The organism is Roseomonas sp. CCTCC AB2023176 (assembly GCF_042259275.1).
Classification (GTDB): Bacteria; Pseudomonadota; Alphaproteobacteria; order Acetobacterales; family Acetobacteraceae; genus Roseomonas.
Window position 1 is genome coordinate 4,392,644 of sequence record NZ_CP170086.1, and the last position, 22,509, is coordinate 4,415,152.

General features: G+C 71.9%; 21 protein-coding genes and 1 pseudogene. 16 read left to right on the plus strand and 6 right to left on the minus strand.

Features of this window, described 5'->3' with window-relative positions; genetic code table 11:
- Positions 1-219: 219 nt before the first annotated feature.
- The 4 genes from ACE7GA_RS22020 (at position 220) to xdhB (ending at position 5,445) form a co-directional block, all read left to right on the plus strand.
- Positions 220-1,200 (plus strand): tripartite tricarboxylate transporter substrate binding protein BugD, encoded by a 981-nt coding sequence (locus tag ACE7GA_RS22020; protein WP_376091586.1) that lies wholly within the window; start codon positions 220-222, stop codon positions 1,198-1,200.
- A gap of 151 nt (positions 1,201-1,351) precedes the next feature.
- Positions 1,352-1,711: a response regulator gene (locus tag ACE7GA_RS22025; protein WP_376091589.1), complete on the plus strand. Its 360-nt coding sequence runs from the start codon at positions 1,352-1,354 to the stop codon at positions 1,709-1,711.
- A gap of 51 nt (positions 1,712-1,762) precedes the next feature.
- The gene (locus tag ACE7GA_RS22030) at positions 1,763-3,142 is read left to right on the plus strand and encodes a xanthine dehydrogenase small subunit (protein WP_376091592.1); all 1,380 of its coding nucleotides are present in this window, start codon (positions 1,763-1,765) and stop codon (positions 3,140-3,142) included.
- On the plus strand, positions 3,142-5,445 hold the full coding sequence (gene xdhB, locus ACE7GA_RS22035) for a xanthine dehydrogenase molybdopterin binding subunit (protein WP_376091595.1): 2,304 nt from the start codon (positions 3,142-3,144) through the stop codon (positions 5,443-5,445). The genes ACE7GA_RS22030 and xdhB overlap by 1 nt, the downstream gene beginning before the upstream one ends.
- Before the next feature lie 10 nt (positions 5,446-5,455).
- On the opposite strand, the gene ACE7GA_RS22040 is transcribed toward xdhB, so the two are convergent.
- Both ACE7GA_RS22040 and ACE7GA_RS22045 read right to left on the minus strand, forming a co-directional pair.
- On the minus strand, positions 5,456-6,427 hold the full coding sequence (locus ACE7GA_RS22040) for a Bug family tripartite tricarboxylate transporter substrate binding protein (protein WP_376091598.1): 972 nt from the start codon (positions 6,425-6,427) through the stop codon (positions 5,456-5,458).
- A gap of 61 nt (positions 6,428-6,488) precedes the next feature.
- Complete coding sequence (locus ACE7GA_RS22045) at positions 6,489-6,848, minus strand: hypothetical protein (RefSeq protein ID WP_376091601.1); 360 nt, start codon at positions 6,846-6,848, stop codon at positions 6,489-6,491.
- A 452-nt stretch (positions 6,849-7,300) separates the two neighbouring features.
- On the opposite strand from ACE7GA_RS22045, the gene gtdA reads away from it, so the two are divergent.
- The 7 genes from gtdA to ACE7GA_RS22080 are packed head-to-tail and all read left to right on the plus strand — an operon-like array spanning position 7,301 to position 15,419.
- Positions 7,301-8,335 (plus strand): gentisate 1,2-dioxygenase, encoded by a 1,035-nt coding sequence (gene gtdA / locus ACE7GA_RS22050; protein ID WP_376091604.1) that lies wholly within the window; start codon positions 7,301-7,303, stop codon positions 8,333-8,335.
- Entirely contained in the window at positions 8,332-9,192 is an 861-nt protein-coding gene (locus tag ACE7GA_RS22055) for a fumarylacetoacetate hydrolase family protein (protein WP_376091607.1), read from the plus strand. The genes gtdA and ACE7GA_RS22055 overlap by 4 nt, the downstream gene beginning before the upstream one ends.
- A gap of 44 nt (positions 9,193-9,236) precedes the next feature.
- On the plus strand, positions 9,237-10,187 hold the full coding sequence (locus tag ACE7GA_RS22060) for a tripartite tricarboxylate transporter substrate-binding protein (protein ID WP_376091610.1): 951 nt from the start codon (positions 9,237-9,239) through the stop codon (positions 10,185-10,187).
- 58 nt (positions 10,188-10,245) lie between these two features.
- Positions 10,246-11,415, plus strand: a complete 1,170-nt coding sequence (locus ACE7GA_RS22065; RefSeq protein ID WP_376091613.1) for an isovaleryl-CoA dehydrogenase — start codon at positions 10,246-10,248, stop codon at positions 11,413-11,415.
- A 2-nt stretch (positions 11,416-11,417) separates the two neighbouring features.
- Positions 11,418-13,040 (plus strand): carboxyl transferase domain-containing protein, encoded by a 1,623-nt coding sequence (locus tag ACE7GA_RS22070; RefSeq protein WP_376091616.1) that lies wholly within the window; start codon positions 11,418-11,420, stop codon positions 13,038-13,040.
- Between the two features lie 7 nt (positions 13,041-13,047).
- Positions 13,048-15,039, plus strand: coding sequence for an acetyl/propionyl/methylcrotonyl-CoA carboxylase subunit alpha (locus ACE7GA_RS22075; protein ID WP_376091619.1), 1,992 nt, complete (start codon positions 13,048-13,050; stop codon positions 15,037-15,039).
- Positions 15,036-15,419, plus strand: coding sequence for a hypothetical protein (locus tag ACE7GA_RS22080; protein ID WP_376091622.1), 384 nt, complete (start codon positions 15,036-15,038; stop codon positions 15,417-15,419). Before ACE7GA_RS22075 ends, ACE7GA_RS22080 begins: the two co-directional genes overlap by 4 nt.
- On the opposite strand, the gene ACE7GA_RS22085 is transcribed toward ACE7GA_RS22080, so the two are convergent.
- Together ACE7GA_RS22085 and ACE7GA_RS22090 are read right to left on the minus strand one after the other, a co-directional pair.
- On the minus strand, positions 15,416-16,096 hold the full coding sequence (locus tag ACE7GA_RS22085; RefSeq protein ID WP_376100473.1) for an FAD-dependent monooxygenase: 681 nt from the start codon (positions 16,094-16,096) through the stop codon (positions 15,416-15,418). The two genes, ACE7GA_RS22080 and ACE7GA_RS22085, sit on opposite strands and share 4 nt — an antisense overlap.
- An 11-nt stretch (positions 16,097-16,107) precedes the next feature.
- Positions 16,108-16,677, minus strand: a complete 570-nt coding sequence (locus tag ACE7GA_RS22090) for an FAD-dependent monooxygenase (RefSeq protein ID WP_376091625.1) — start codon at positions 16,675-16,677, stop codon at positions 16,108-16,110.
- A gap of 55 nt (positions 16,678-16,732) precedes the next feature.
- On the opposite strand from ACE7GA_RS22090, the gene ACE7GA_RS22095 reads away from it, so the two are divergent.
- Positions 16,733-17,179, plus strand: a complete 447-nt coding sequence (locus tag ACE7GA_RS22095) for a MarR family winged helix-turn-helix transcriptional regulator (protein ID WP_376091628.1) — start codon at positions 16,733-16,735, stop codon at positions 17,177-17,179.
- An 88-nt stretch (positions 17,180-17,267) separates the two neighbouring features.
- On the opposite strand, the gene ACE7GA_RS22100 is transcribed toward ACE7GA_RS22095, so the two are convergent.
- Together ACE7GA_RS22100 and ACE7GA_RS22105 are read right to left on the minus strand one after the other, a co-directional pair.
- Positions 17,268-17,606 (minus strand): hypothetical protein, encoded by a 339-nt coding sequence (locus ACE7GA_RS22100; RefSeq protein WP_376091631.1) that lies wholly within the window; start codon positions 17,604-17,606, stop codon positions 17,268-17,270.
- Between the two features lie 83 nt (positions 17,607-17,689).
- Entirely contained in the window at positions 17,690-17,917 is a 228-nt protein-coding gene (locus tag ACE7GA_RS22105) for a hypothetical protein (RefSeq protein WP_376091634.1), read from the minus strand.
- 240 nt (positions 17,918-18,157) lie between these two features.
- Between ACE7GA_RS22105 and ACE7GA_RS22110 the strand changes: the two genes are divergently transcribed.
- From ACE7GA_RS22110 to ACE7GA_RS22125, 4 genes and pseudogenes are all read left to right on the plus strand, one after another.
- Positions 18,158-20,452 carry a penicillin acylase family protein gene (locus tag ACE7GA_RS22110; RefSeq protein ID WP_376091637.1) on the plus strand — a complete coding sequence of 765 codons (2,295 nt, stop codon included), beginning with the start codon at positions 18,158-18,160 and terminating at the stop codon, positions 20,450-20,452.
- A 165-nt stretch (positions 20,453-20,617) separates the two neighbouring features.
- Positions 20,618-20,776: pseudogene (locus ACE7GA_RS22115) on the plus strand (hypothetical protein); the annotation flags it as partial.
- A 27-nt stretch (positions 20,777-20,803) separates the two neighbouring features.
- Positions 20,804-22,003, plus strand: coding sequence for a GH3 auxin-responsive promoter family protein (locus tag ACE7GA_RS22120; RefSeq protein ID WP_376091640.1), 1,200 nt, complete (start codon positions 20,804-20,806; stop codon positions 22,001-22,003).
- 136 nt (positions 22,004-22,139) lie between these two features.
- Positions 22,140-22,442 carry a hypothetical protein gene (locus ACE7GA_RS22125; RefSeq protein WP_376091643.1) on the plus strand — a complete coding sequence of 101 codons (303 nt, stop codon included), beginning with the start codon at positions 22,140-22,142 and terminating at the stop codon, positions 22,440-22,442.
- The last annotated feature ends 67 nt before the right edge of the window (positions 22,443-22,509 follow it).

Genomic DNA, 22,509 nt, shown 5'->3' on the forward strand with positions numbered 1-22,509 from the left:
AACGACGGGCACCTTTTCGGATCACCGGCGACCCAACCTGCCGTCCCGGTATCGCCCCTGGGCAGGGTGAAAGCGTTCAGGCGACGCGCGGCCCAACCAGGCGGACGACGATCGTGTCGACACTTGGCCGAACAGCGTTCCTGCCGTGCGGCGCATCTGGATCATTGGGAAAATGCACGGTATCCGCATGCCAACCTGAATGGATGGAGGGAACGTTAAATGACGCACATCACCCGACGCGCGGCGTTGGCCGCGGCCGGCGCTGCCGTCGCCGCGCCTGCGCTGGCACAGGCGGCCTACCCGAACCGCCCGATCACGGTCATCGTGCCTTTCGCGGCCGGCGGCCCTACCGACACAGTGACCCGCCTCGTCGCGGAGGTCATGGGCCGCGACCTCGGCCAGACCCTCGTCGTCGAGAATGTGGGCGGGGCTGGCGGCACGCTCGGCGCGCAGCGCGTCGCGCAGGCGCGGCCGGACGGATACACGCTGCTGCTGCACCACATCGGCATGGGCACGACGCCCGCGCTCTACCGCCGCCTCTCCTACGACGCGGTCAATGGCTTCGAGACGATCGGCCTGGTCACCGAAGTGCCGATGACGATCATCGCCAAGCGTGACTTCCCCGCCCGGAACCTGGCGGAGCTCATCCAGGTCGTGCGCCAGCGCAAGGAGGCGATCAACCTCGCCAATGCCGGCATCGGCGCGGCCTCGCACCTCTGCGGCCTGCTGTTCCAGGCGGCCATCCAGACGCCGGTGACGACGGTCCCCTATCGCGGCACAGGCCCGGCGATGAACGACCTCGTCGGCGGCACCGTGGACCTGATGTGCGATCAGACCACGAACACCACGGAGCAGATCCGCGCCGGCACCGTGCGCGCCTTCGCCGTGACGACGGGTACCCGCAACGCCGCCCTGCCCGATCTGCCGACGGCCGCCGAAGCCGGGCTCCCGGGCTTCGAGGTTTCGGTCTGGCACGGCCTCTACGCCCCGCGCGGCACGCCGGCGGAAATCGTGAACCGCCTCTCCCGCGCCCTGCAGGCAGCCCTCCGCGACGAACGGCTGATCCAGCGCTTCGCCGATCTCGGCACGGCACCCGTCAGCCAGGAACAGGCGACGCCGCAGGCTCACCGGGCCTATTGGCAGGCGGACATCGCGAAGTGGCGTCCGATCATCCAGGCGGCCGGGCAATACGCCGACTGATCCCGCGCCCCACGCGGATGTGAAGGTCCTCCTGCGGCGCTTCCGGGCGGCAGCCCGCGACCGGAAGCGTCGCCCGCCTTGACGGGCCGCGCGGCGCGCTCCACCCCAATCCCGGGGCGGTGCCGCGTCGGCGCCGGGAGGGATCATGGGGATGGCGAGCCTGTCGGGTCGCAAGGTGCTGGTCGTGGAGGACGAGACTCTCGTCGCGATGCTCGTGGAGGACACGCTGCTGGACGCCGGCGCCGCCGTCGTAGGACCGGTGGCGACCGTGTCCGAGGCGCTGGCTGCGCTCCGCAACGACAAGCCGGACGTGGCGGTGCTCGACCTCAACCTGGCGGGCGAAACCTCGGAGCCCGTGGCGGACGCGCTGAAGCAGATGGGCATCCCGTTCGTGGTCGCTTCGGGCTACGGGGCGGCGGGCCTTCCGCCGCGCCACCAGGACGTGCCGGTGCTCGCGAAGCCATACGCGCCGGAGGACCTGACCGCGGCGCTCGTCCGCCTTCCAGGCTGACCCGTCCGGGGCGCCCTGCCCCGCGGCACGGCGTCTGCTAGGATGCGGGCCATGGAAGGCCCCATTACCTTCACGCTGAATGGCGTGGTCCGCACCGTTCCGGACGGCACGTCTCCCACCGCAACCCTCCTCGACTGGCTGCGCGGGCCCGCGGGCCTGACCGGCACGAAGGAGGGCTGCGCGGAAGGCGATTGCGGCGCCTGCACCGTGGTCTTGGAAGAACCGGACGGCGCGCGGGCGCCGGTCAATGCCTGCCTGGTGATGCTGGGCCAGGCTCACGGCCGCGCCATTCGCACCGTCGAGGGTCTGCGCGGCCCGGACGGCACCCCGCACCCCGTCCAGGCGACGCTCGCCGAGATGGACGGCACGCAGTGCGGCTTCTGCACGCCTGGCATCGTCATGTCCGCCTGGGCGCATACGCGGGAAGGTGGGGACGTGCACGATGCCCTCGCGGGGAATCTCTGCCGCTGCACGGGCTACCGCCCGATCGTCGAGGCGATGGCCGCGATGACCGACGACGGCGCTCCCGCCCCGCAGCCGCCTCTGACGACGGCGGAAGTCTTCCGCGGCGGGGTGGGGCAGGTCTTCCACCGCCCGCGCAGCCTGGCGGCGCTCCTTTCGCTTCGGGCCGCGCAGCCCGACGCTTGGCTCCTGGCCGGCGGTACCGACCTCGGCCTCCGCGTGTCCGAAGGCCGGGAGGCGCCGGCGCAGGTCATCTGCGTCCTTGGCGTGCCGGAACTGGACGGCATCGAGGCGGATGCGCGTGGCCTCCGCATCGGCGCGGCCGTGCCCTACCGCCGCCTGCTCGACGCCTGCGCCGCGGACGCGGCTTTCGCACCGCTCGCGAACCTCCTCCGCCGCCTGGGTTCGCGCCAGATCCGCGGCTTCGGGACGCTCGGCGGCAATCTCGGCACGGCGTCGCCGATCGGCGACGCCCTGCCGCCCCTCGTCGCGCTCGGCGCCACCGTCTGGATCGCCGGGCAGGACGGCCAGCGCGACATCGCGGTCGAGGACTTCCTCACCGGCTATCGCGCCAATGCGCTTCGGTCGGACGAGGTGATCCGCAACGTCTTCCTGCCCCGCCCGCCGCCTGGCGCCATCTTCGCCGCCGAGAAACTGTCGAAGCGCCACGACCAGGACATCGCGACCACGGGCCTCTCCGCCCTGATCACGCTGGACGGTGGGACCGTGGCCGCCGCCCGTATCGCCCTCGGCGGAGTCGGGCCCCGCGTCGAGCGCTGCACACCCGCCGAAGCCGCCCTCGCCGGCCGCCCCTGGTCGCGTGGGACGGTCGAGGCCGCCGCCGCCGCCCTCGAGGCCGCCATCGCCCCGATGACCGACCTGCGGGGCAGCGCCGCCTATCGCCGCCGCGCCACCGGAAACCTCCTGCGCCGGCTCTGGCACCGCTATCCCGTGCTGGAGGCCGCGTGATGGACGGTCCCCTTCCCGCCCGTCGCCGGGACACTGGCCCCGGCGCTGCGCGGCGCCAGGACAGCGCCCTGAAGCACGCGACGGGCGAGGCGCGCTTCACCGACGACCTGCCGGAGCCGCCGGGCACGCTTCACGCGGCCCTCGCCCTTTCCCCCGTCGCGCATGGCCGACTGGGGCCGCTGGACACCGCCGCCGCGCACGCGATGCCCGGCGTCGTCGCGGTCATCGGGCCACGCGACATTCCCGGTGCCAACGACATCTCCCAGCCCGGCCGCGCGCCGGAGGCCATGCTGGCCGACGGCCTCGTGGAGCACTGGGGACAGGCGGTTGCGATCATCGTCGCGACGACCCGCGACGCGGCGCTGCACGCGGCCGCAGCGCTGAAGCCGGCCGTCGAGGCCTTGCCGCCGGTCCTTTCGGTCCGCGAGGCGATGGAGGGCGGATCCTTCCTGCTGCCGCCGATGGTCGTCGCGCGCGGCGATGCCGTCGCCGCCCTCGCCGCGGCGCCGCGAAGGGTCTCCGGCACCTTCGAGGCCGGCGGGCAGGAACACTTCTACCTCGAAGGCCAGATCGCCCTCGCCCTGCCCGGGGAGGACGGGGACGTCGTCATCCACTCCTCCACGCAGCATCCGACGGAGGTGCAGCACATCTGCGCGCGCATCCTCGGCTGCGACCAGAACCTCGTATCGGTGCAGGTGCGCCGCCTCGGCGGCGGCTTCGGGGGCAAGGAGAGCAACGCCTCCTGGGTTGCCGCCTGTGCCGCGCTGGCAGCACGTGTGACGGGCCGGCCAGTCAAGCTGCGTCTCTCGCGCAAGCACGACATGGCCGCGACGGGCAAGCGTCACCCCATGCTCTTCCGCTGGGAGGCCGGCTTCGACGGGGAAGGCCGCATCCTCGCGCTCGATGCGACACTTGCGGCCGATGGTGGCCATTCCGTGGATCTCACGCCCGGCGTCGTTTTCCGCGCCGTCACCCACGCGCTGAACTGCCTCGACGTGCCGCAGGTTCGCCTCACTGGCCTCGCCTGCAAGACCAACACCGTCAGCCACACCGCCTTCCGCGGCTTCGGCGGCCCGCAAGGCGTGCTGCTGATGGAGGACGTAACGCGCCGCGTCGCCCGCGCCCTGGGCAAGTCGCAGGAGGAGGTGCGGGAACATAACTTCGCCGGCGGCCCGAACGGCGCGGACACGCCCTACGGCCAGGCACTGGAAGGCGACCTGATCCGCCGCGTCTGGGCCGAATGCCGCGCCGATTCAGAATGGGACCGCCGCCGCGCGGAGATCGCCGCCTTCAACGCGCGGTCGGAGGTCGTGAAGCGCGGCCTCGGCTCCTTTGTGCTGGCCTTCGGCATATCCTTCGGGATCATGCACCTGAACCAGGCCGGCGCGCTGGTGCACGTCTACGAGGATGGGTCCATCCGCCTGAACCACGGCGGGACGGAGATGGGCCAGGGCCTGTTCATCAAGGTCGCGCAGGTCGTGGCGGCCGCCTTCGGCGTGCCGCTGGAACGGGTCCGCATCACCGCGACGAGCACGGCCGAGGTCCCGAACACCGCGCCGACCGCCGCCAGCACCGGCACCGACCTGAACGGCTGGGCCGCCTGGAACGCCGCGACGACGATCCGCACCCGCATGGCCGAGGTCGCCGCGACCGAGTGGGGCGTCTCCCCCGACGACCTGACCTTCGAGGACGGCGAGGTCTTCGCGGGCAACCATCGCATGACCTTCGGGGAACTGGCGCACAAATGCTTCCGCGCCCGCGTCTCCCTCTCCTCGACCGGGCACTACAAGACGCCGGACATCCACTGGGACCCGAAGACGAACACGGGCCACCCGTTCTTCTACTTCTCCTACGGCGCCGCGACCGCAGAGGTGGAACTGGACACGCTGACGGGCGAGGCGCGCGTCATCCGTGCCGACCTCGTGCAGGACTGCGGCAAGTCGCTGAACCCCGCGGTGGACCGCGGCCAAATCGAAGGCGCCTTCGTCCAGGGCCTGGGTTGGCTGACCTGCGAGGAACTGTGGTGGGACGCCGATGGACGCCTCCGCACCCTCGGCCCGTCCACCTACAAGATCCCGGGCTCCCGCGACGTGCCGCCCGTATTCAAAGTCCGCCTTCTGGACGGCGCCCCGGCGCGCGTGGAGACGATCTTCCGCTCCAAGGCGGTCGGCGAGCCACCGCTGATGCTGGCGACCGCCGTCTGGAACGCCCTCTGCAATGCCGCGGGCGTGGATACGCTGGACCTGCCCGCGACGCCGGAACGGATGCTCTTCGCCGCCGACCCCGGGGCCGCGCCGGGCTGACGCGAGGCCGCTACTCCGCGCGGATGCCGAGAGCGCGGATGGTCCCGCCGACGTCGCGCACCTGCTGCGCGACATGGGCCGTGAAGTCCTCCGGGCCGCGCGGCGCGCCGGCGACGCCGTGCTCCTCCATCCGGGCCCGCACGCTCGGCAGTTCCACGGCGGCAGTGATCTCGGCGTTCAGGCGGGCCACCACGGCGGGCGGTAGGCCGGCTGGCCCCGAGACGCCGAGGAAGTTCTCCGCGAGCAGGTTCGGCAGCCCGGCCTCAGCCGTCGTCGGCAGCTCGGGCGCGCTGGCCTGGCGCGCCGGTGATGTGACGGCGTAGCCGCGAAGACGCCCGTCGCGGATATGCTCGATGTTCTGCGGCAGCGTGTCGAACGACAGGGGGATCGCCCCGCCCAGCAGGTCCGCCTGCATCGGGGCGGAGCCTCGATAGGGCACGTGCGTCAGCCGCAGCCCCGTCTCCTTCTCGAACAGCACGCCCACGATATGGCCGACCGACCCGGCGCCGGAGGAGCCGTAGCCCGGCGGGTTCGGCTGCGCGCGGATCCAGTCCATCAGGCCGCGCATGTCGGTCGCGGGTACCTTCGCCTTGTTTGCGACCACGACGATCGGCGTCGCCCCGAGATAGGTCACGTGCGCGAACCCGGCGACGGGATCGTAGGCCACGCTGGGATAGAGGGGCGGCGAGGTGACGAGCGGCGCCGTGTTGGACAGCATCAGAGTGTACCCGTCGGCCGGCTGCGTCGCGACATGCGCTGCCCCGATGGTCCCGCCGGCGCCGGGGCGGTTGTCCACGACGAACCGCGCGTTCATCCGCTGCGACAGCGCCTCCGCAAGGACGCGGGCGACGATGTCCGACGACCCGCCGGGCGGGAAGGTCACGACGACGCGGACCGGGCGGGTAGGCCAGGACGTGCCCTGGGCCAGGGCAGGCGCAGCGATCAGACCGCCGGCAGCGGGGAGGAGGGTACGGCGGCGCATGGTTCTCTCGGTCCGTGGAAGGGGACCAGAAGCGCTCAGCAAACCTCGCGCCAGTGTCACCCTACAGCGGGTGCCCGCGCGCGACGCCATCCCGAAGGAAGACTCGGAACGGCGTGGTTCCGCTGGCCGAGCCGTTGGCGGCACGCCAGCGCCCATTCGTGCAGAGAACGCCGCCCTGGGCCGGTACCGCGTCAAACACGATGCTGTTCCGGTGCACCATCCCGTTCGGCTCCGTCGCCGTGAAGTCGGTCACGCACGTCGTGCCTGACACGACGGGCCGATATCCGCCGATGATGATCCCTCCCCCGCCCGTGCTGGGGAAAGGATCGGTGATGATGGCCCACGCCCCGTAATCCTCCTCGGCCCAGGCGGGCCCGGCGACGGCGAGTGCGGCGAGGAGGGTCAGGGCCGTTCGTGTCATGTGGCTTCTCCGGCGAGCGCGGAACGGCTCGACCCCGTTACGGCCGATGCGGCCACATGGATGCGCGGGATCGCCCGGCTCACGCATGGCGGCTGGACGCTTGCGCGGGGGTTGCGGCATCCTTAGGTCCCAAAGGAACGGGGGAGGACGGAATTGTTCGATCGCCCAGCACCCCCGATCAGCGCCGTCCCATGCCGCGCTTTGCGAACAGCCGGGGGGCCGGGAAGGCCGCCCATCCTTCCTGGGATGATGCTGACCAGCCGGCGCACCGCCAGCCGCGACCGGGCCCGTCCCCCTCCCTATGAGCACGTCCTCGCACGCAGGGTGGGCGAGGCCAGTGACGACCATGTCTTGGCCCCCGGCGGCAGGACGTTCGGGGCGACCTCGACGTCGGCATCTCATCCCCACTCGGTCCGGCACGCGGCCGCGATCCACTGACCGGAGTCATCGCCATGTCCGCTGCCCCGAAGACGAACGCGCGCGAGGAGTTCTACTCCCGCCTCGACACGCGCTCGCTCGCGCCTCTCTGGGAACGTCTGAAGGGCCTGGTCCCGCCGGAGCCGCAGCCCAAGACCAAGCCCTTCCTATGGAAGTGGGACGACATGCGGCCCATGGTCCTGGAAGCCGGCGGCCTGCTGACTGCCGAGGAGGCGGAGCGCCGCGTCCTCGTCCTTGAGAATCCCGCTTTCCCCGGCATGTCCCGCGCCACGAACACGCTCTACGCCGGCGTGCAGCTCATCATGCCCGGCGAGGTCGCGCCGGCGCACCGCCACACGCAATCCGCCCTGCGCTTCATCCTGGAAAGCGACGGCGCCTATACCGCCGTCGGCGGGGAGCGCACGACGATGCGCCAGGGTGACTTCGTCATCACCCCGGCCTGGGCCTGGCACGACCACGGCAACCACGGCCAGGGCCCTGCCATCTGGATGGACGTGCTGGACCTGCCGCTCGGCCAGTTCCTCGACACCGGCTTCGGCGAGCACCACAACGACAAGGAGCAGTCGGTCGGTCGTCCCGAGGACGACGCGCTGTGGCGCTTCGGCACCGGCCTGATGCCGATGGAAGGCGAGCGGCCCTACGGCCAGACCAGCCCGGTCTTCAACTATCCTTATGCCCGCACGCGCCCCGCGCTCGTCGCCGCGGCGAAGGAGCTGGACCCGCACTGGGCCGCGACGCTCCGCTTCAATAACCCCTACGACGGGGGCTGGGCCATGCCGACCATCGCGACCTGGATGACGCACGTCCCGTCTGGCGTCCGGACGCAGCCGATGCGCACGACGGACTCCACGATTGTCGCCGTCGCCGAGGGGCGCGGCAGCGTGACCATCGGCGACACGCGCATGACCTTCGGCCCGCGCGACATCGTCATCCTGCCCAACTGGACCTGGCGTTCCTTCGAGGCGAGCGAGGACCTTTTCCTCTTCTGCGCGTCCGACCGCGTGGTGCACGAGAAGCTCGGCCTCTACCGCCAGGAGAAGTCGGCTTGAGGCTCTGCCGCTACGATAGCGACCGCCTCGGCGTCGTCCGCGACGGTCAGGTCTTCGACGCGACGGCGGCGCTGGAGGCGATCCCGCCGCGCCGCCCGCCCTATCCCATCGGCGACCCGGTCGTGGCGGCGCTGCCCGAACTGCGCCCGGCGATCGAAGCCGCGGCCGGCCGCGCCACGCCGCGCCCGCTGTCCTCCGTGCGCCTGGAGGCGCCGGTCTGGCATGTGGGCAAGGTCGTCGCCGCGCCGGTGAACTACCGCAAGCACATGGAGGAGTCGGAGGCCGACCCCGCCATCAACTTCAACCGGCAGGTCCTCGGCATCCGCACGGCCGGGCTGTTCCTGAAGGCCACGTCCTCCATCATCGGGCCGTCGGACCCGGTGCGCCTGCGCTTCCCTGACCGGCGCAACGACCACGAGGTGGAGCTGGCCCTCGTCATCGGCCGCACCGCCCGGGACGTCCGCGCGGCGGACGCGCTGCCCTACGTCGCGGGATACTGCGTGGGCCTCGACATGACGGTGCGCGGGACCGAGGACCGGTCCTTCCGGAAGTCGGTGGACAGCTACACGGTCCTCGGTCCCTGGCTCGTGACGGCCGATGAGGTCCCGAACCCCTCCGACCTGCCCTTCTCCATCACGGTCAACGGCGAGGTCCGGCAGCACGCGCGGACGAGCGACCTGCTGCTCGGCATCGGCGAGCTCATCGAGTTCGCGACGCGTTACTACACCCTGCACCCGGGCGACGTGATCATGACCGGTACGCCGGAGGGCGTCGGCCCCGTCCTGCCCGGCGACATGATGCACGCCCGGATCGAGGGCATCGGCGAGATGACGGTCCGCATCGAGGCCGCCGCCTGACGCGACGAAGCCTGGCCCGGGCCGTAGGGGGCGGGAGGAACGAGATGAACCTGACCCGACGCGCGACGCTCGCCGCCGCGGCGGCGCTGACAGCCCCGGGCGTGCTGGCCCAGGAAGGCCCGGTGCAGATCATCGTCCCCTACACCCCGGGGACAGGCCACGATATCCTCGCGCGCGGAATGGCGCCGTTCCTCGGGCAACGCCTGGGCCAGCCGGTCGTCGTGGACAATCGCCCCGGCGCCTCCGGCAATATCGGCTCCGTCGCAGTGTCGCGCGCCGCGCCGGATGGGCGCGTCCTGATGGTCCAGGGCAACGCCTTCACCATCAACCCCGCCCTGTTCCGCAACGTTCCCTACGACGCGTCCGGGGGCTTTACCGCCATCGCGAACCTCGTCCGGGCCGACATGGTGCTCGTCGTCAATCCGGACGTGGCCGTGTCCGACCTGCGCGGCTTCGTCGCGCTCGCGAAGGCGCGCAGCCTCGACTACGGATCGCCGGGCGTCGGCACGCCGCAGCACATGGCGATGGCGCTGCTGGGCCTGCGCGCAGGGTTCGAGGCGAACCACGTACCCTATCGCGGCTCCGCGCCCGCCGTGCAGGACGTGCTGGGCAAGCGCCTAGCCTGCATGTTCATGCCCGTCCACACGGCCCTGCCCTTCGTCGCGGGCGGCCAGGTCAAGCCAATCGCGGTCGCCGCCGCGCGTCGCACTCCCGCCGCCTCGGACTGGCCGACCCTGGCCGAGGCGGGCGTGTCCGAGGCCGAGGTGGACCTCTGGTACTTCGTCCTGGGCCCCACCGGCATGGCGCCGCCGCTCGTCGGGCGCCTGAACGAGACGATCAACGCCTGGCTCGCCGACGGCGGCACCGCCGCCATGCTGCGCGCCCAGGGCATGACCGCCGAGCCGACCGACCCCGCACGGCTGGCTTCCATGGTCGCGGCCGACGTCGCGCGTTGGAGGGACGTGGTCGGGCGTCTCGGCATCACCGCCGATTAGCCCTGGCGGCTTGTCGCGCCCCCTCCCCCTCCCATAAACCGGCGGAGGAGGACGCCCCATGCTCAACAGTTTCCGCGGCTTGGACTTCGACCTGGGCGAGACGGCCGACGCGCTGCGCGAGCAGGTCGCCGCCTTCTCGTCCGACGAGATCGCGCCGCGGGCCGGCGACATCGACCGGCAGAACGAGTTCCCGATGGACCTCTGGCGCAAGCTCGGGGACCTCGGCGTCCTCGGCATCACTGCGCCGGAGGAGTATGGCGGCGCGGCCATGGGCTACCTCGAACACTGCATCGCCATGGAGGAGATCAGCCGCGCCTCGGCCTCCGTCGGCCTTTCCTACGGCGCGCATTCCAATCTCTGCGTGAACCAGATCGTCCGCAACGGCAACGACGACCAGAAGAACCGCTACCTGTCGAAGCTGATCACCGGCGAACACGTCGGCGCGCTGGCGATGAGCGAGCCCGGCGCGGGGTCGGACGTCGTGGGCATGCGTACCCGCGCGGAGAAGAAGGGCGACCGCTACGTCCTGAACGGCAGCAAGATGTGGATCACCAACGGCCCCGACGCCGACGTGCTGGTGGTCTATGCCAAGACGGACCCCGACGCCGGCCCGCGCGGCATCACCGCCTTCCTCATCGAGAAGGGCTTCGAGGGGTTCAGCACCGCTCAGAAGCTGGACAAGCTGGGCATGCGCGGGTCCAACACCTGCGAACTCGTTTTCCAGGATTGCGTGGTGCCGGAGGAGAACGTCATGGGTGGCCTCGGCCGCGGCGTGAATGTCCTGATGTCCGGCCTGGACTACGAACGCGCCGTGCTGGCCGCGGGCCCGATCGGCATCATGCAGGCCTGCATGGACGTCGTCCTGCCCTACGTCCACGAGCGCAGGCAGTTCGGGAAGGCGATCGGCGAGTTCCAGCTCATGCAGGGCAAGATCGCCGACATGTACACGACGATGAACGCGACGAAGGCCTACGTCTATGCCGTCGCCAAGGCCTGCGACCGCGGCCAGACCACGCGGAAGGACGCGGCCGGCGCGATCCTCTACGCCGCGGAGAAGGCAACCTGGATGGCGCTGGAGGCGATCCAGGCCCTCGGCGGTAATGGCTACATCAACGACTACCCGACCGGTCGCCTTCTGCGCGACGCCAAGCTCTACGAAATCGGGGCGGGCACGTCCGAGATCCGGCGCATGCTGATCGGCCGCGAACTCTTCGCCGAAACGGCCTGACGGTGGCGGTCCTCACCTCGGCGCTCGACACTCGTTCGCCGGACTTCGCCGCGAATGCGGAGCGGATGCGGATGCTCGTCGCCGACCTGCGGGCCAAGGCCGAGCGCATCCGGGAGGGCGGCGGCGCCTCGGCGCGGGAGAAGCACCTGTCCCGCGGCAAGCTGCTGCCCCGCGACCGCATCCGCACGCTGATCGACCCCGCCTCCCCGTTCCTGGAGATCGGCCAGTTCGCCGCGCACGGGATGTATGGCAACGAGGTGCCGAGCGCCGGCATCATCACGGGCATCGGCCGCGTCGAGGGCCGAGAATGCGTCATCGTCGCGAACGACGCGACGGTGAAGGGCGGCACCTACTACCCGCTGACCGTGAAGAAGCATCTGCGCGCACAGGAAATCGCGGAGCAGAACCGCCTTCCCTGCCTCTACCTCGTGGACAGCGGCGGCGCGAACCTGCCCAACCAGGATGAGGTCTTCCCCGATCGCGACCATTTCGGGCGCATCTTCTACAACCAGGCCAACATGTCGGCCGCCGGCATCCCGCAGATCGCCGTGGTCATGGGATCCTGCACCGCGGGCGGCGCCTACGTGCCGGCCATGTCGGACCAGTCGATCATCGTGCGGAACCAGGGCACCATCTTCCTCGGCGGCCCGCCGCTGGTGAAGGCCGCGACCGGCGAGGTCGTCACCGCCGAGGACCTGGGCGGCGCCGAGGTCCATTCCCGCATCTCCGGTGTGACAGACCACATGGCGGAGAACGACGCGCACGCGCTGGGCATCGCGCGCCGCATTGTCGCCGGCCTGAACGGCCGCAAGCCCGGCGGCCCGGCCATCGCCCCTCCCCGCTCGCCGGCCCTGGACCCGCGGGAGATCCACGGCGTCATCCCGGCCAACCTGCGCGAGCCCTACGACGTTCGGGAGGTCATCGCCCGCCTCGTCGACGGCAGCGAGTTCGACGAGTTCAAGCCGCTCTATGGCGCGACCCTCGTCACGGGCTTCGCCCACCTGCACGGCTACCCCGTCGGCCTCGTCGCGAACAATGGCGTCCTGTTCAGCGAATCCGCCCAGAAGGGCGCGCATTTCATCGAACTCTGCAGCCAGCGCGGCATCCCGCTCGTCTTCCTGCAGAACATCACGGGGTTCATGGTCGGGCGGAAGTACGAATCCGGCGGCATCGCGAAGGACGGCGCGAAGATGGTCACCGCCGTCGCGACGGCGACCGTGCCGAAATTCACCGTCGTCATCGGCGGATCCTTCGGCGCCGGCAACTACGGCATGTGTGGCCGCGCCTATTCCCCACGCTTCCTGTTCATGTGGCCGAACGCCCGCATCTCCGTCATGGGCGGGGAACAGGCAGCCTCCGTACTGTCCACCCTCCGTCGCGACGCGATCGAGACCCGTGGCGGCACCTGGTCCGCCGAGGAGGAGGAGAGCTTCAAGGCTCCGCTGCGCGACCAGTACGAGACACAGGGCCATCCGCTCTACGCTTCGGCGCGCCTCTGGGATGACGGGGTGATCGACCCCGCGGACACCCGCACCGTCCTCGCCCTCGCGATTTCGGCGTCCCTCAACGCACCGATCCCGCGCTGGGACGGATCGCAGCGCCGCTTCGGCCTGTTCCGGATGTAGCCCGGTGATGTTCGACAGCATCCTCATCGCCAATCGCGGCGAGATCGCCTGCCGCGTCATCCGCACCGCGCGCTGCCTCGGCATCCGCACCGTCGCCGTCTACTCCGATGCGGATGCCGGCGCCCTGCACGTCGCGATGGCCGACGAGGCACGTCACATCGGTCCCGCCCCGGCCCGCGACTCCTACCTCCGCGCCGACCGCATCCTGGACGCGGCACGTGCGACGGGCGCCCAGGCCATCCACCCCGGCTACGGGTTTCTGTCGGAGAACGACGGCTTCGCCGAAGCTTGCACCGCAGCCGGCATCACCTTCATCGGCCCGCCCGCCGCCGCCATCCGCGCCATGGGCACCAAATCCGCCGCAAAGGCCCTGATGGAACGCGCCGGAGTCCCGCTCGTCCCCGGCTACCACGGCGATGAGCAATCGCCCGACTTGCTGCACGAACAGGCACGCCGCATCGGCTACCCCGTCCTCATCAAGGCCAGCGCCGGCGGCGGCGGCAAGGGCATGCGGATCGTCCCGGACGACGCCGCCTTCGACGAAGCGCTGTCCCTCGCGAAGGGCGAGGCGCGCGCCTCCTTCGGCGATGACCACGTCCTCATCGAACGCTATCTGACGAAACCCCGCCACATCGAGGTCCAGGTCTTCGCCGACAGCCACGGCAATGTCGTGCACCTCTTCGAACGCGACTGCTCCATCCAGCGCCGCCACCAGAAGGTGATCGAGGAAGCTCCCGCCCCCGGCATGGACCCGGCACGCCGCGCCGCCATGGGCCAGGCGGCCTGCGACGCCGCGCGCGCCATCGGCTACGTCGGCGCCGGCACGGTGGAATTCATCGCCGAGGGTGGCGAGTTCTTCTTCATGGAGATGAACACCCGCCTCCAGGTCGAACACCCGGTCACCGAGGCCGTCACCGGCCAGGACCTCGTCGAATGGCAGCTGCGCGTCGCCTCGGGCGAGCGCCTGCCGCTGCTCCAGGACGACCTGACCATCACCGGCCACGCCGTCGAGGCCCGCATCTACGCCGAGGACCCCGCGCGCGACTTCGCACCGTCCACCGGACGCCTCATCCACCTCCGTACGCCGCCGGAGACGGACGGCATCCGGGTGGATACCGGCGTGCGCGAAGGCGACGCCATCACCGTCAACTACGACCCGATGATCGCGAAGCTCATCGCCTACGGCTCCGACCGCGCCGCCGCGATCGCCCGCCTGTCGCGCGCCCTCGCGGCCTACGAGGTCGTCGGCCCTTCGACCAACATCGCCCTGCTGCGGTCCATCGCCGAGCACCCGGCCTTCCGGGCCGCCGCACTCGACACCGGCTTCATCGCCCACCACGCGGATGACCTGATGCCGGCTCCGGGCCCCGTACCGCGTCCCGTCCTCGCCGCCACCGTCGCACGCCTGCTGCTGGACCAGTCCGCGCAGCGCCCGACGGACCCGGCGGACCGCTATTCTCCCTGGAACGCAACTACGGCCTGGCGCCTGAACGGCGGAGGCTACCAGGACTTCCACCTCCGCGACCGCGAGACCACGCTCGTCCTCCGCGCCCACCTCTCACTCGACGGCGCCTTCCGCCTCGACCTCCCTGCCGGCCCCGTCGACGTCCGGGCGACGGAGGCCGAGGACGGCCGTCTCCTCTTGCGCCTCGATGGCGCGACCGTCACCCTCCGCGCGCTGCGGCATGGCGACGCGGTCACGGTCTTCCACCCGCATGGCAGCCACACCGTGATCGTCGTGGACCCGCTCGCGCCCGGGGGCGGCGACGTGGCGGGCGCTGGACGCATCCTCGCGCCGATGCCGGGCCGGGTCCTCGATGTCCTCGCCAAGCCCGGCGACGCCGTGACCCGCGGCACGGTCCTCCTCGTGCTCGAGGCGATGAAGGTGCAGATGCGCATCACCGCCCCGGCGGACGGCACGGTGGCCGCCGTCAACGCCCGCATCGGCGAACTGGTCGAGGATGGCGCCGAACTCGTCACGCTGGCGCCGGCGGCGTGATACGGGCCCTCGTCCTCGCGCTCCTGCTCGCCGCACCCGCCGTGGCGCAGGGCACGGGAGGCTTCTCGCCCATGGCCCCGGCCTTCTGGCCCCTGGGCCCCGCCCCGGACCCCGTGACGCTGCTCGAACCGCTCTACCGCAACTTCCCCGAGCGCATCGAGGGCCGCCCAACCCTGAAGATCAGCATGCGGCGCGAAGGGGCGCAGCGCTTGGTCGTGGACGTTGAACTCGCCGGCCTGCTGGACGATTCGATCGAAGCCCGCGCTTTCCGCGCCGTCGTGGAACGCGAGGAACGCGGCTGGATGGTAGTCGCCCTCGGCACCCGCGCCCGCTGCGCCCGGGACGCGCGCCGCGCCTGGACGACGCGCCCCTGCAGCTAACCCGGAACCGCTTGCCGCAACCGCGCCGACAGGCTGGCGCGCGCGTTCAGCGCCGCAGGGTCGAAGCCCGCCATTCGCTTGTAGCCAGCCGCGATCTCCTCCAGCTCCGCGTGCGGGATGAAGGCGTCCCGCCCCGCAGCGCCGAACCCCTCCGGCGCCCGCTGCTCCGCCAGGTCCAGCACCCGGTCCGGCCCCGCCCCCCGCGTCGCCGCGATCAGCGCCGAGGTCGCGGGCCGCCGCGCCGCCTCGTAGGCCGCGAGCCCCGCCACCACGTCCCCTTCCATCGCCAGGTGAAACGCCAGCGTCCGCGCGTCCAGGATGCCCTGGGACGATCCGTTCGACCCGATTGGATACATCGGATGCGCCGCGTCCCCGAGCAGTGTCACCCGCCCGCGCGTCCAGGACGTCAGCGGGTCCCGGTCCACCATCGGGAACTCCCAGACCCCCGGCGCCGCGCGGATCAGCGACGGGACCGACAGCCACGGCCAATCCCAGGCCTCGAACAAGGGCAGGAAGTCCTCGATCCGGCCGGCCCGGTTCCAATCCTCTCGCGCCCATGGCGTGGAGGGGTCCACCCGCCGCTCCGCGATCCAGTTGATCAGCGCCGGCCGCCCGGCCACCGCTTCCCGAATGGGGTAGCAGACGAACTTCTGGTCGTTCGTCCCCGCCTGCACCATCGTCCGACCGGTCAGGTAGGCCGGGTGCTCCGCGACCGCGCGCCACAGGATGCAGCCGTTCCAGCGCGGCGGACCTTCGTCGGGATGCCAGGCCGCGCGGATGGCGCTGTGGATGCCGTCCGCCGCGACCAACAGATCGCCGCCTGCGGTCCCGCCACCCTCCAGCCGCAGCGTCGCGCCGGACGCGTCGGACTCCGCCGCAACGCCCCGCGACCCCAGCCGGATCGCGCCCCCAACCGCTCCCGCGCCGCCTCCAGCAGCAGCATGAACAGCGTCCCGCGATGGATGCTGACCTGCGGCCAGCGGTAGCCCGCGGCCAGCCCGCGATCCTCGCGCCAGACCTCCTCACCGTACCGGTTGGCGTAGAGCAGTTCCCGCGTCGCGACGCCGGCTGACAGCACGCGCTCGCCCAGCCCCAGCTCGGTCAGCTCCCGCACAGCGTGCGGCAGCAGGTTGATGCCAACGCCCAAGGGCTTCGGCTCCGTGGCGGCCTCGTGCACCTCCGCCTCGATCCCCGCCGCGTGCAGCGAAAGCGCCAGCGTCAGCCCGCCGATTCCGCCGCCGGAGATGATCACGCGCATGGCCGTTGCCTCCCGTCCGGGACAGGATGGCAGGATGACCCGGAATGTTCAACGATTGAACGATGCGCCCGACGCCGTCTCCTTCGGCCTCCTCGGCGGCACCGTCTCCTACGGCCTGAAGCGCGCCTACCTCCGGGTCATCCGGGACCTCGAGGAGGCGTTGGCGCCTCACGGCCTCACCCCGCCCCTCCTGGCCGCCCTCTCCATCGCCGCGGCCAATCCGGGGATCGCGCCGGCTCGGCTGGCCGCCGCCATGGGCCATGGCCGATCCCGCGCCGCCCCGCTGCTCGACCGGCTGGAGGCCGACGGCCTTCTGGAACGTCGCGACGGTCCGGACCGTCGCAGCCTGGGCCTCCATGCCACCCGCGCCGGGGACCTGCTGCTGCGCCGGGTGACGCCGGTCCTCGCCGCGCATGAAGCCAGGATGACCGTCGGCCTGCCCGACGGCGCGCGGGACGCCCTGGCGGCCGCCCTCGGCACCATCGCTGCCTCCGACACGTGATCCGCGTCGCGGTCACCGACCGTCTGGCATCACCCCGATCGTGCCAAGGACCGCGGGGCCCTTCGGGCGACCGGCCGGCGGCCGGCCCTCAGCGCGACCGCATCACGGCGCGCTCGTAGACGAACACGGCTTGGTCGGTGGACCGGAGCGCGCCGCGCAGCGCGGCCTCCCGCACCTCCTGCGCCGCTTCCCCGCTGGCGCGCCGGCAGAGCTCGGCGGCATCCCGCAGGTAGGTGTAGACGAGACGCAGGACAGGCGGCAGCCGGTGGTTGAACTCATAGAGGTCCGCCGCCTCGATCACGTCGTCGGCCGTCCGGATCGGGCTGGGGCGGAAGCCCGCGGCCCGCATCGCCGCACCGTGCAGCAACGTGGCGCATTCCATGACCTTGCCCGCCAGGCAACCGACCTCGTCACCCCCGTCCGACACGCCAGACCCCCGTCCCCTAACCGTCACAGCCTGATCGCGAAGCCGTGAGCATGCAAGCGGAAGCCGCGTCTGACGAACCCTCGTTACGCGCCCGCGATGCGGGATGCCCCCTCCTCGGCCGCCCGCATCGCCGCGGCGACGCTGTCGCGGTAACCGGACAGGACGGGAAGCGGGGTGCCGGCGCCCTTCTCCTCCACGACGAAGCGGACCGTCGCCGGCGCCTCCACCTTCGTCACGATGAGCCGCAGCCCGCCCCGATTCTCCGAGACGAGGCAGGCCTCGGCCGCCTTCCGCCAGATCCGGTCACCCATGCGAACCCTCCGTTCAGGGCGCGACGCTGAGCGTGACCGATGCCAGCGTCGTTATCCCGTGTTTAGGCCCGTGCCCGATCGGCCGAGGCCGCCCGGACCTGTGAGTCCGCCGACGACGCAACGACCCGGCAAGCCCGCCCGAGAAGGGAACGCGGGATCCATCCCGCCGGCTTCGCAGCCGCCGAGGCTCCGCGTCCGAGCCCGGTCGCCCCGGTGGAAGGCCCGGCACCGCGACCACACATGCGGCGCGGACGACGTTCGCCCGAACGACGGGCGCTGAAAGGACTGAGCCTGCGCGCCCTCCTTCTCGCCCTCCTCGCGCTCCTGCCGGGCTGCGCCGCGCTCTTCCCGCCGGACGTGTCGGTCGAGCGCCGCCTCGCCGCGCTGCCGCGCCACGACCTGGCGCTGGAACGCCCCGTCACGATCCGCTGGAACGCCCACCTGATTCCATGGATCGAGGCGGAGACGGACGGTGACCTGGCCTTCGCGCTCGGCCTCGTGCACGGCCACCTGCGCGGCGCGCAGATCCAGCTGATGCGCCTGGTCGCGCGGGGGCGGCTGTCGGAGGTCGGCGGCTTCCTCGGCCGCGACGTGGACCACGCGCTGCGGATCCTCGACTTCGGCCGCGCCGCGCCCGAGATCGAACGGAACTTCCCGCCGGAGACCCGCGCCTTCGCCGAGCGCTTCGTCGCCGGCATCAACCACGCGATCACGCGCGGGCCGCGGGTCCCGGAGGCGACCCTCCTGGGCTTGGCGCGCGAGCCCGTCACCGTGGCCGACATGCTGGCCGTGGGCCGCCTCGCGGGTACCGACATCAACTGGCTGAGTTACTTCTCGCTTCTCGCGGAACGCGGCCAGCCAGGCTTCGCGGAACTCTACCGCCGCACGCTGGAGGCCGGCACGGGAATGGCGCCGGTCGAGGGCGGCGACCGCGCCGCAGTGCTGGGGCAACTCTTCGCCGGCCTGTCGCGGTCCGGCAGCAACGCCGTCGCCGTCGCGCCGGAGCGCAGCGCCTCCGGCGCCGCCATGCTCGCGAGCGACCCCCATCTCGGCCTGAACCTGCCGAACCTCTGGCTCGTCGCGGGGATGCGGTCCCCGTCCTTCCACGCGGTCGGGATGATGGTGCCGGGCCTTCCGATCATCGGCGTCGGACGCAACCGCGATGTGGCCTGGGGCGGGACGAACCTGCGGGCGGCCTCCTCCGACCTCTTCGACGTGTCGCGCCTGCCGCCCGAAGCCTTCCGCGAACGCGAGGTCGAACTGCGCCAGCGCCTCTGGTTCCCCGTCCGCCGTCGCGTGCGGGAGACGGAGTACGGCCCCGTCGTCAGCGACGCGACCCTCGTCCCCGCGCGCGGCGCGGCGCTCTCGCTGCGCTGGGCCGGCCACGAGCCGACGGACGAGATCACCGCCCTCCTCGGCGCGGCGCGGGCACGCGACGGCGCGTCCTTCCGCGACGCCTTCCGCAATTTCGGCGTCTCGCCCCAGAACATGATCTGGGCGGATCGCGCTTCCATCGGCCGCCTGACCGCCGCGGTGCTTCCCGACCGCCCGGGCTTTCCAACGGACGACCCCGTCCTGCCCGCGATGCGCGAAACGCTCGCACCCTGGACCCGCCTGCGCGACGCCGCGTCGCTGCCGCACCAGGAACGGCCGTGCGACGGCATCCTCGCCTCCGCCAACGAGAACCCCGCGACGTGGACTCGCGACCCGCCGCCGATCGGCACCTTCTTCAGCGACTCCGACCGCGTGGATCGCCTCCGCGCGATGCTGGTGTCACGCCCGCGCCTGACCCTCGACGACGTCGCGGCCACGCAGACCGACACGCGTTCCCCCAAGGCGGCGGAACTCGCTGCCGGCCTGCTGCGCCGTCTGGAAGCACTCCCGGGCGGGCCGCCGGAACCCGCGCTGCTCGCTGACCTTCGGCACTGGGACGGCGACTACCGGGAGGACAGCCGCGCCGCCCTCGTCTTCGAACTGCTGCTCGGCCGCCTGGTGCCGCGCCTGCTGCCGGAGGGCCGGACCGGTGGTCGTGGTCCGGAAACCGGCTGGAACTTCCTCACCGCGTTTACGCTTCGCGACCTCGACGCCATGCCGCCCGCGCGCCGCGAAGCCGTGCTGCGCGAAGCCGTCGCCGAGGCCGCTGGACCGGCGCGCGAATTCCGCACCTGGGGCGAGGTGCACCGCCTCCGCGCCGCGCATTGGCTGGTCAACCTGCCCGTCATCGGCGACCGCTTCATCTATGGCACCTACCCCGCCGCCGGCAGCCGCGAGACGCCAATGAAGACGGGCCACGGCTTCGTCTCCGGCGTCCACAACGTGACCTTCGGCTCCATGGCGCGCTTCGCGACGGACATGGCGGACCCGGACAGCAGCCGCTTCACGCTCTTCGGCGGGCAGGATGGCTGGCTCGGCAGCGCCGCCTTCGCCGACCAGATTCCGCTTTGGCGCGAGCGCCGCCACGTCCGCGTTCCCCTGCGGCCCGAAACCATCGCCGCGGAATACACGCTGGTGACGCGCCTACAGCCCGGGCGATGAGGAGCGGCCCGCCCTTCGACGGCACGCCCTTCCTCCGCGCCTGGACCGCGCGTCGCCGGCACGCACTGCAACGCCAGGATCCGGCGGCCGCGCAAGCCGCCCTGCTCCGACGCCTGCTGCACCGCGCCGCGCACGCGCTTCGGCGAGGCGCACGGCTTTGCCTCCATCACCGACGTCGCGGACTACCAGCGCCGGGTCCCCCTCCGCCGCTACGAGGCGTTCTGGGAGGAATGGTGGAGCGCGGCCTACCCCGTCCTGCGCGACGCGACCTGGCCCGGCACCATCCCCTACTTCGCGCTCAGTTCCGGCACGACCTCCGGCCGGACGAAGTACATCCCCGTCAGCCGGGAGATGGTCGCCGCCAACCGCGCCGCCGCCGTGGACGTGCTGGCCTGGCATCTCGGCGCGCACCCCAGCGCGCGCCCGTTCGGCGGCCTGTCCTTCATGCTCGGCGGCTCCACGAACCTGGAGGCGGTTGCCCCCGGCGTGCAACAGGGCGACCTTTCCGCCATCGCCGCAGTCGAGGTGCCGCGCCTCCTGAACGCCTGGTCCTGGCCGCCGCCGCGCATCGCCCTCATGCCGGACTGGGATGCGAAGCTCGACGCGCTGGCCGAGGAAACGCCCGTCGCCCCCGTCCGCGCCCTCAGCGGCACGCCGAGTTGGGCCCTCGTCCTCCTCGAACGCCTTGCGGAACGCCACGGCACGCCGCCGTTCCCGAACCTCGAACTGCTGGTCCATGGCGGGGTCGCCTACGCCCCCTATCGCGACCGCCTGCGCCCCTACCTGCCGCCCGGCTGCGCCACGCGAGAGGTCTATGCGGCCAGCGAAGGCTTCATCGCCGCCGCCGACCGCAGCGACGGGGAAGGCATGCGCCTCATCGCGGATGGAGGGGTCTTCGCCGAATTCGTGCCCGTCGAGGAACTCGACTCGCTCAACCCCACCCGCCACTGGGCCGCGACGATCGAGACGGGTGTGGACTACGCGGTCGTCGTGACGTCCTGCGCCGGCCTCTGGTCCTACGTCCTCGGTGACGTCGTCCGCTTCGTCACGCGCGGCCCGCCGCGGATGCTCGTCACGGGTCGCACGTCCTACTTCCTCTCCGTCTTCGGCGAGCACCTCGACGGGGGCGAGATCGAAAAGGCCTTGCTGGCAGCGGTGCAGGACGAAGGTGTGGGCGTCGCCGAATACACCGTCGGCGCGATCTTCGAGGGCACCCGCGGCCGCCACCGATACCTCGTTGAACCCACCGGCACCGTCGCGCCCGACGACACGCCCCGCATCGCGCGGCGCCTGGACGACGCCCTCCTCGCTGCCAACGACGACTACGCCGCCCACCGCCTCGGCGCGCAGCTGGACCCGCCCGAGATCGTGCTGCTCCCCCCGGCACCGTCGCCGCGTGGATGCGCGCCCAGGGCAAGCAGGGCGGCCAGCACAAGGTCCCCCGCGTCATCGCCGACCCCGCCCGCTTCGTCGAAGCCGATGCGGCCTTGCGCGACTTGGCCGCCCGCGCCGACCCCCACTCGCCACCGGCCTGAAATCCTTGCAGCATGAGGTTGGATCGCGATCCGGGGAGCCGCATGGCCGCTTCACCCCCCGCCCTTGCAGGCGGGACGCGCAGGTCACAGATCGCCGGGATGACGGGTGCCTCACCTTGCCCTGGCCGTGCCGGGACCCCGGAGCCCGCCGCGTGAGCGAGACAGCCTCCACCGCCCCCGTCGTCAGCCTCAGCCGCGCGCGCGAGGACCGGCTCTGGGCCGTGGTCGCCGCCGTCGGCCGCAAGACCCGGGTCGCCGAGATCTACGCCAGCCGCGCCGCCGCCCAGGCCGACCGGGACTGGCGGGAACAGCAGGTCCGCGCCTATGCGGGCTTCCTCCGAAGTTCCGGCGCCGCCGTGCCGGCCTACGTCGTCTCGCCGATCCGACGGGCCGACCTACCGCGGAGCTGGCGCCCACTCCCCGCCCTCGGCTTCCTGCGCGGGCAGCTGATCTGATCCGACGGCACCCCGTGGCGGCCCGCTTCCCCATGCGTTAACGGACGGCGCCTCGGGGCAGGTCGCG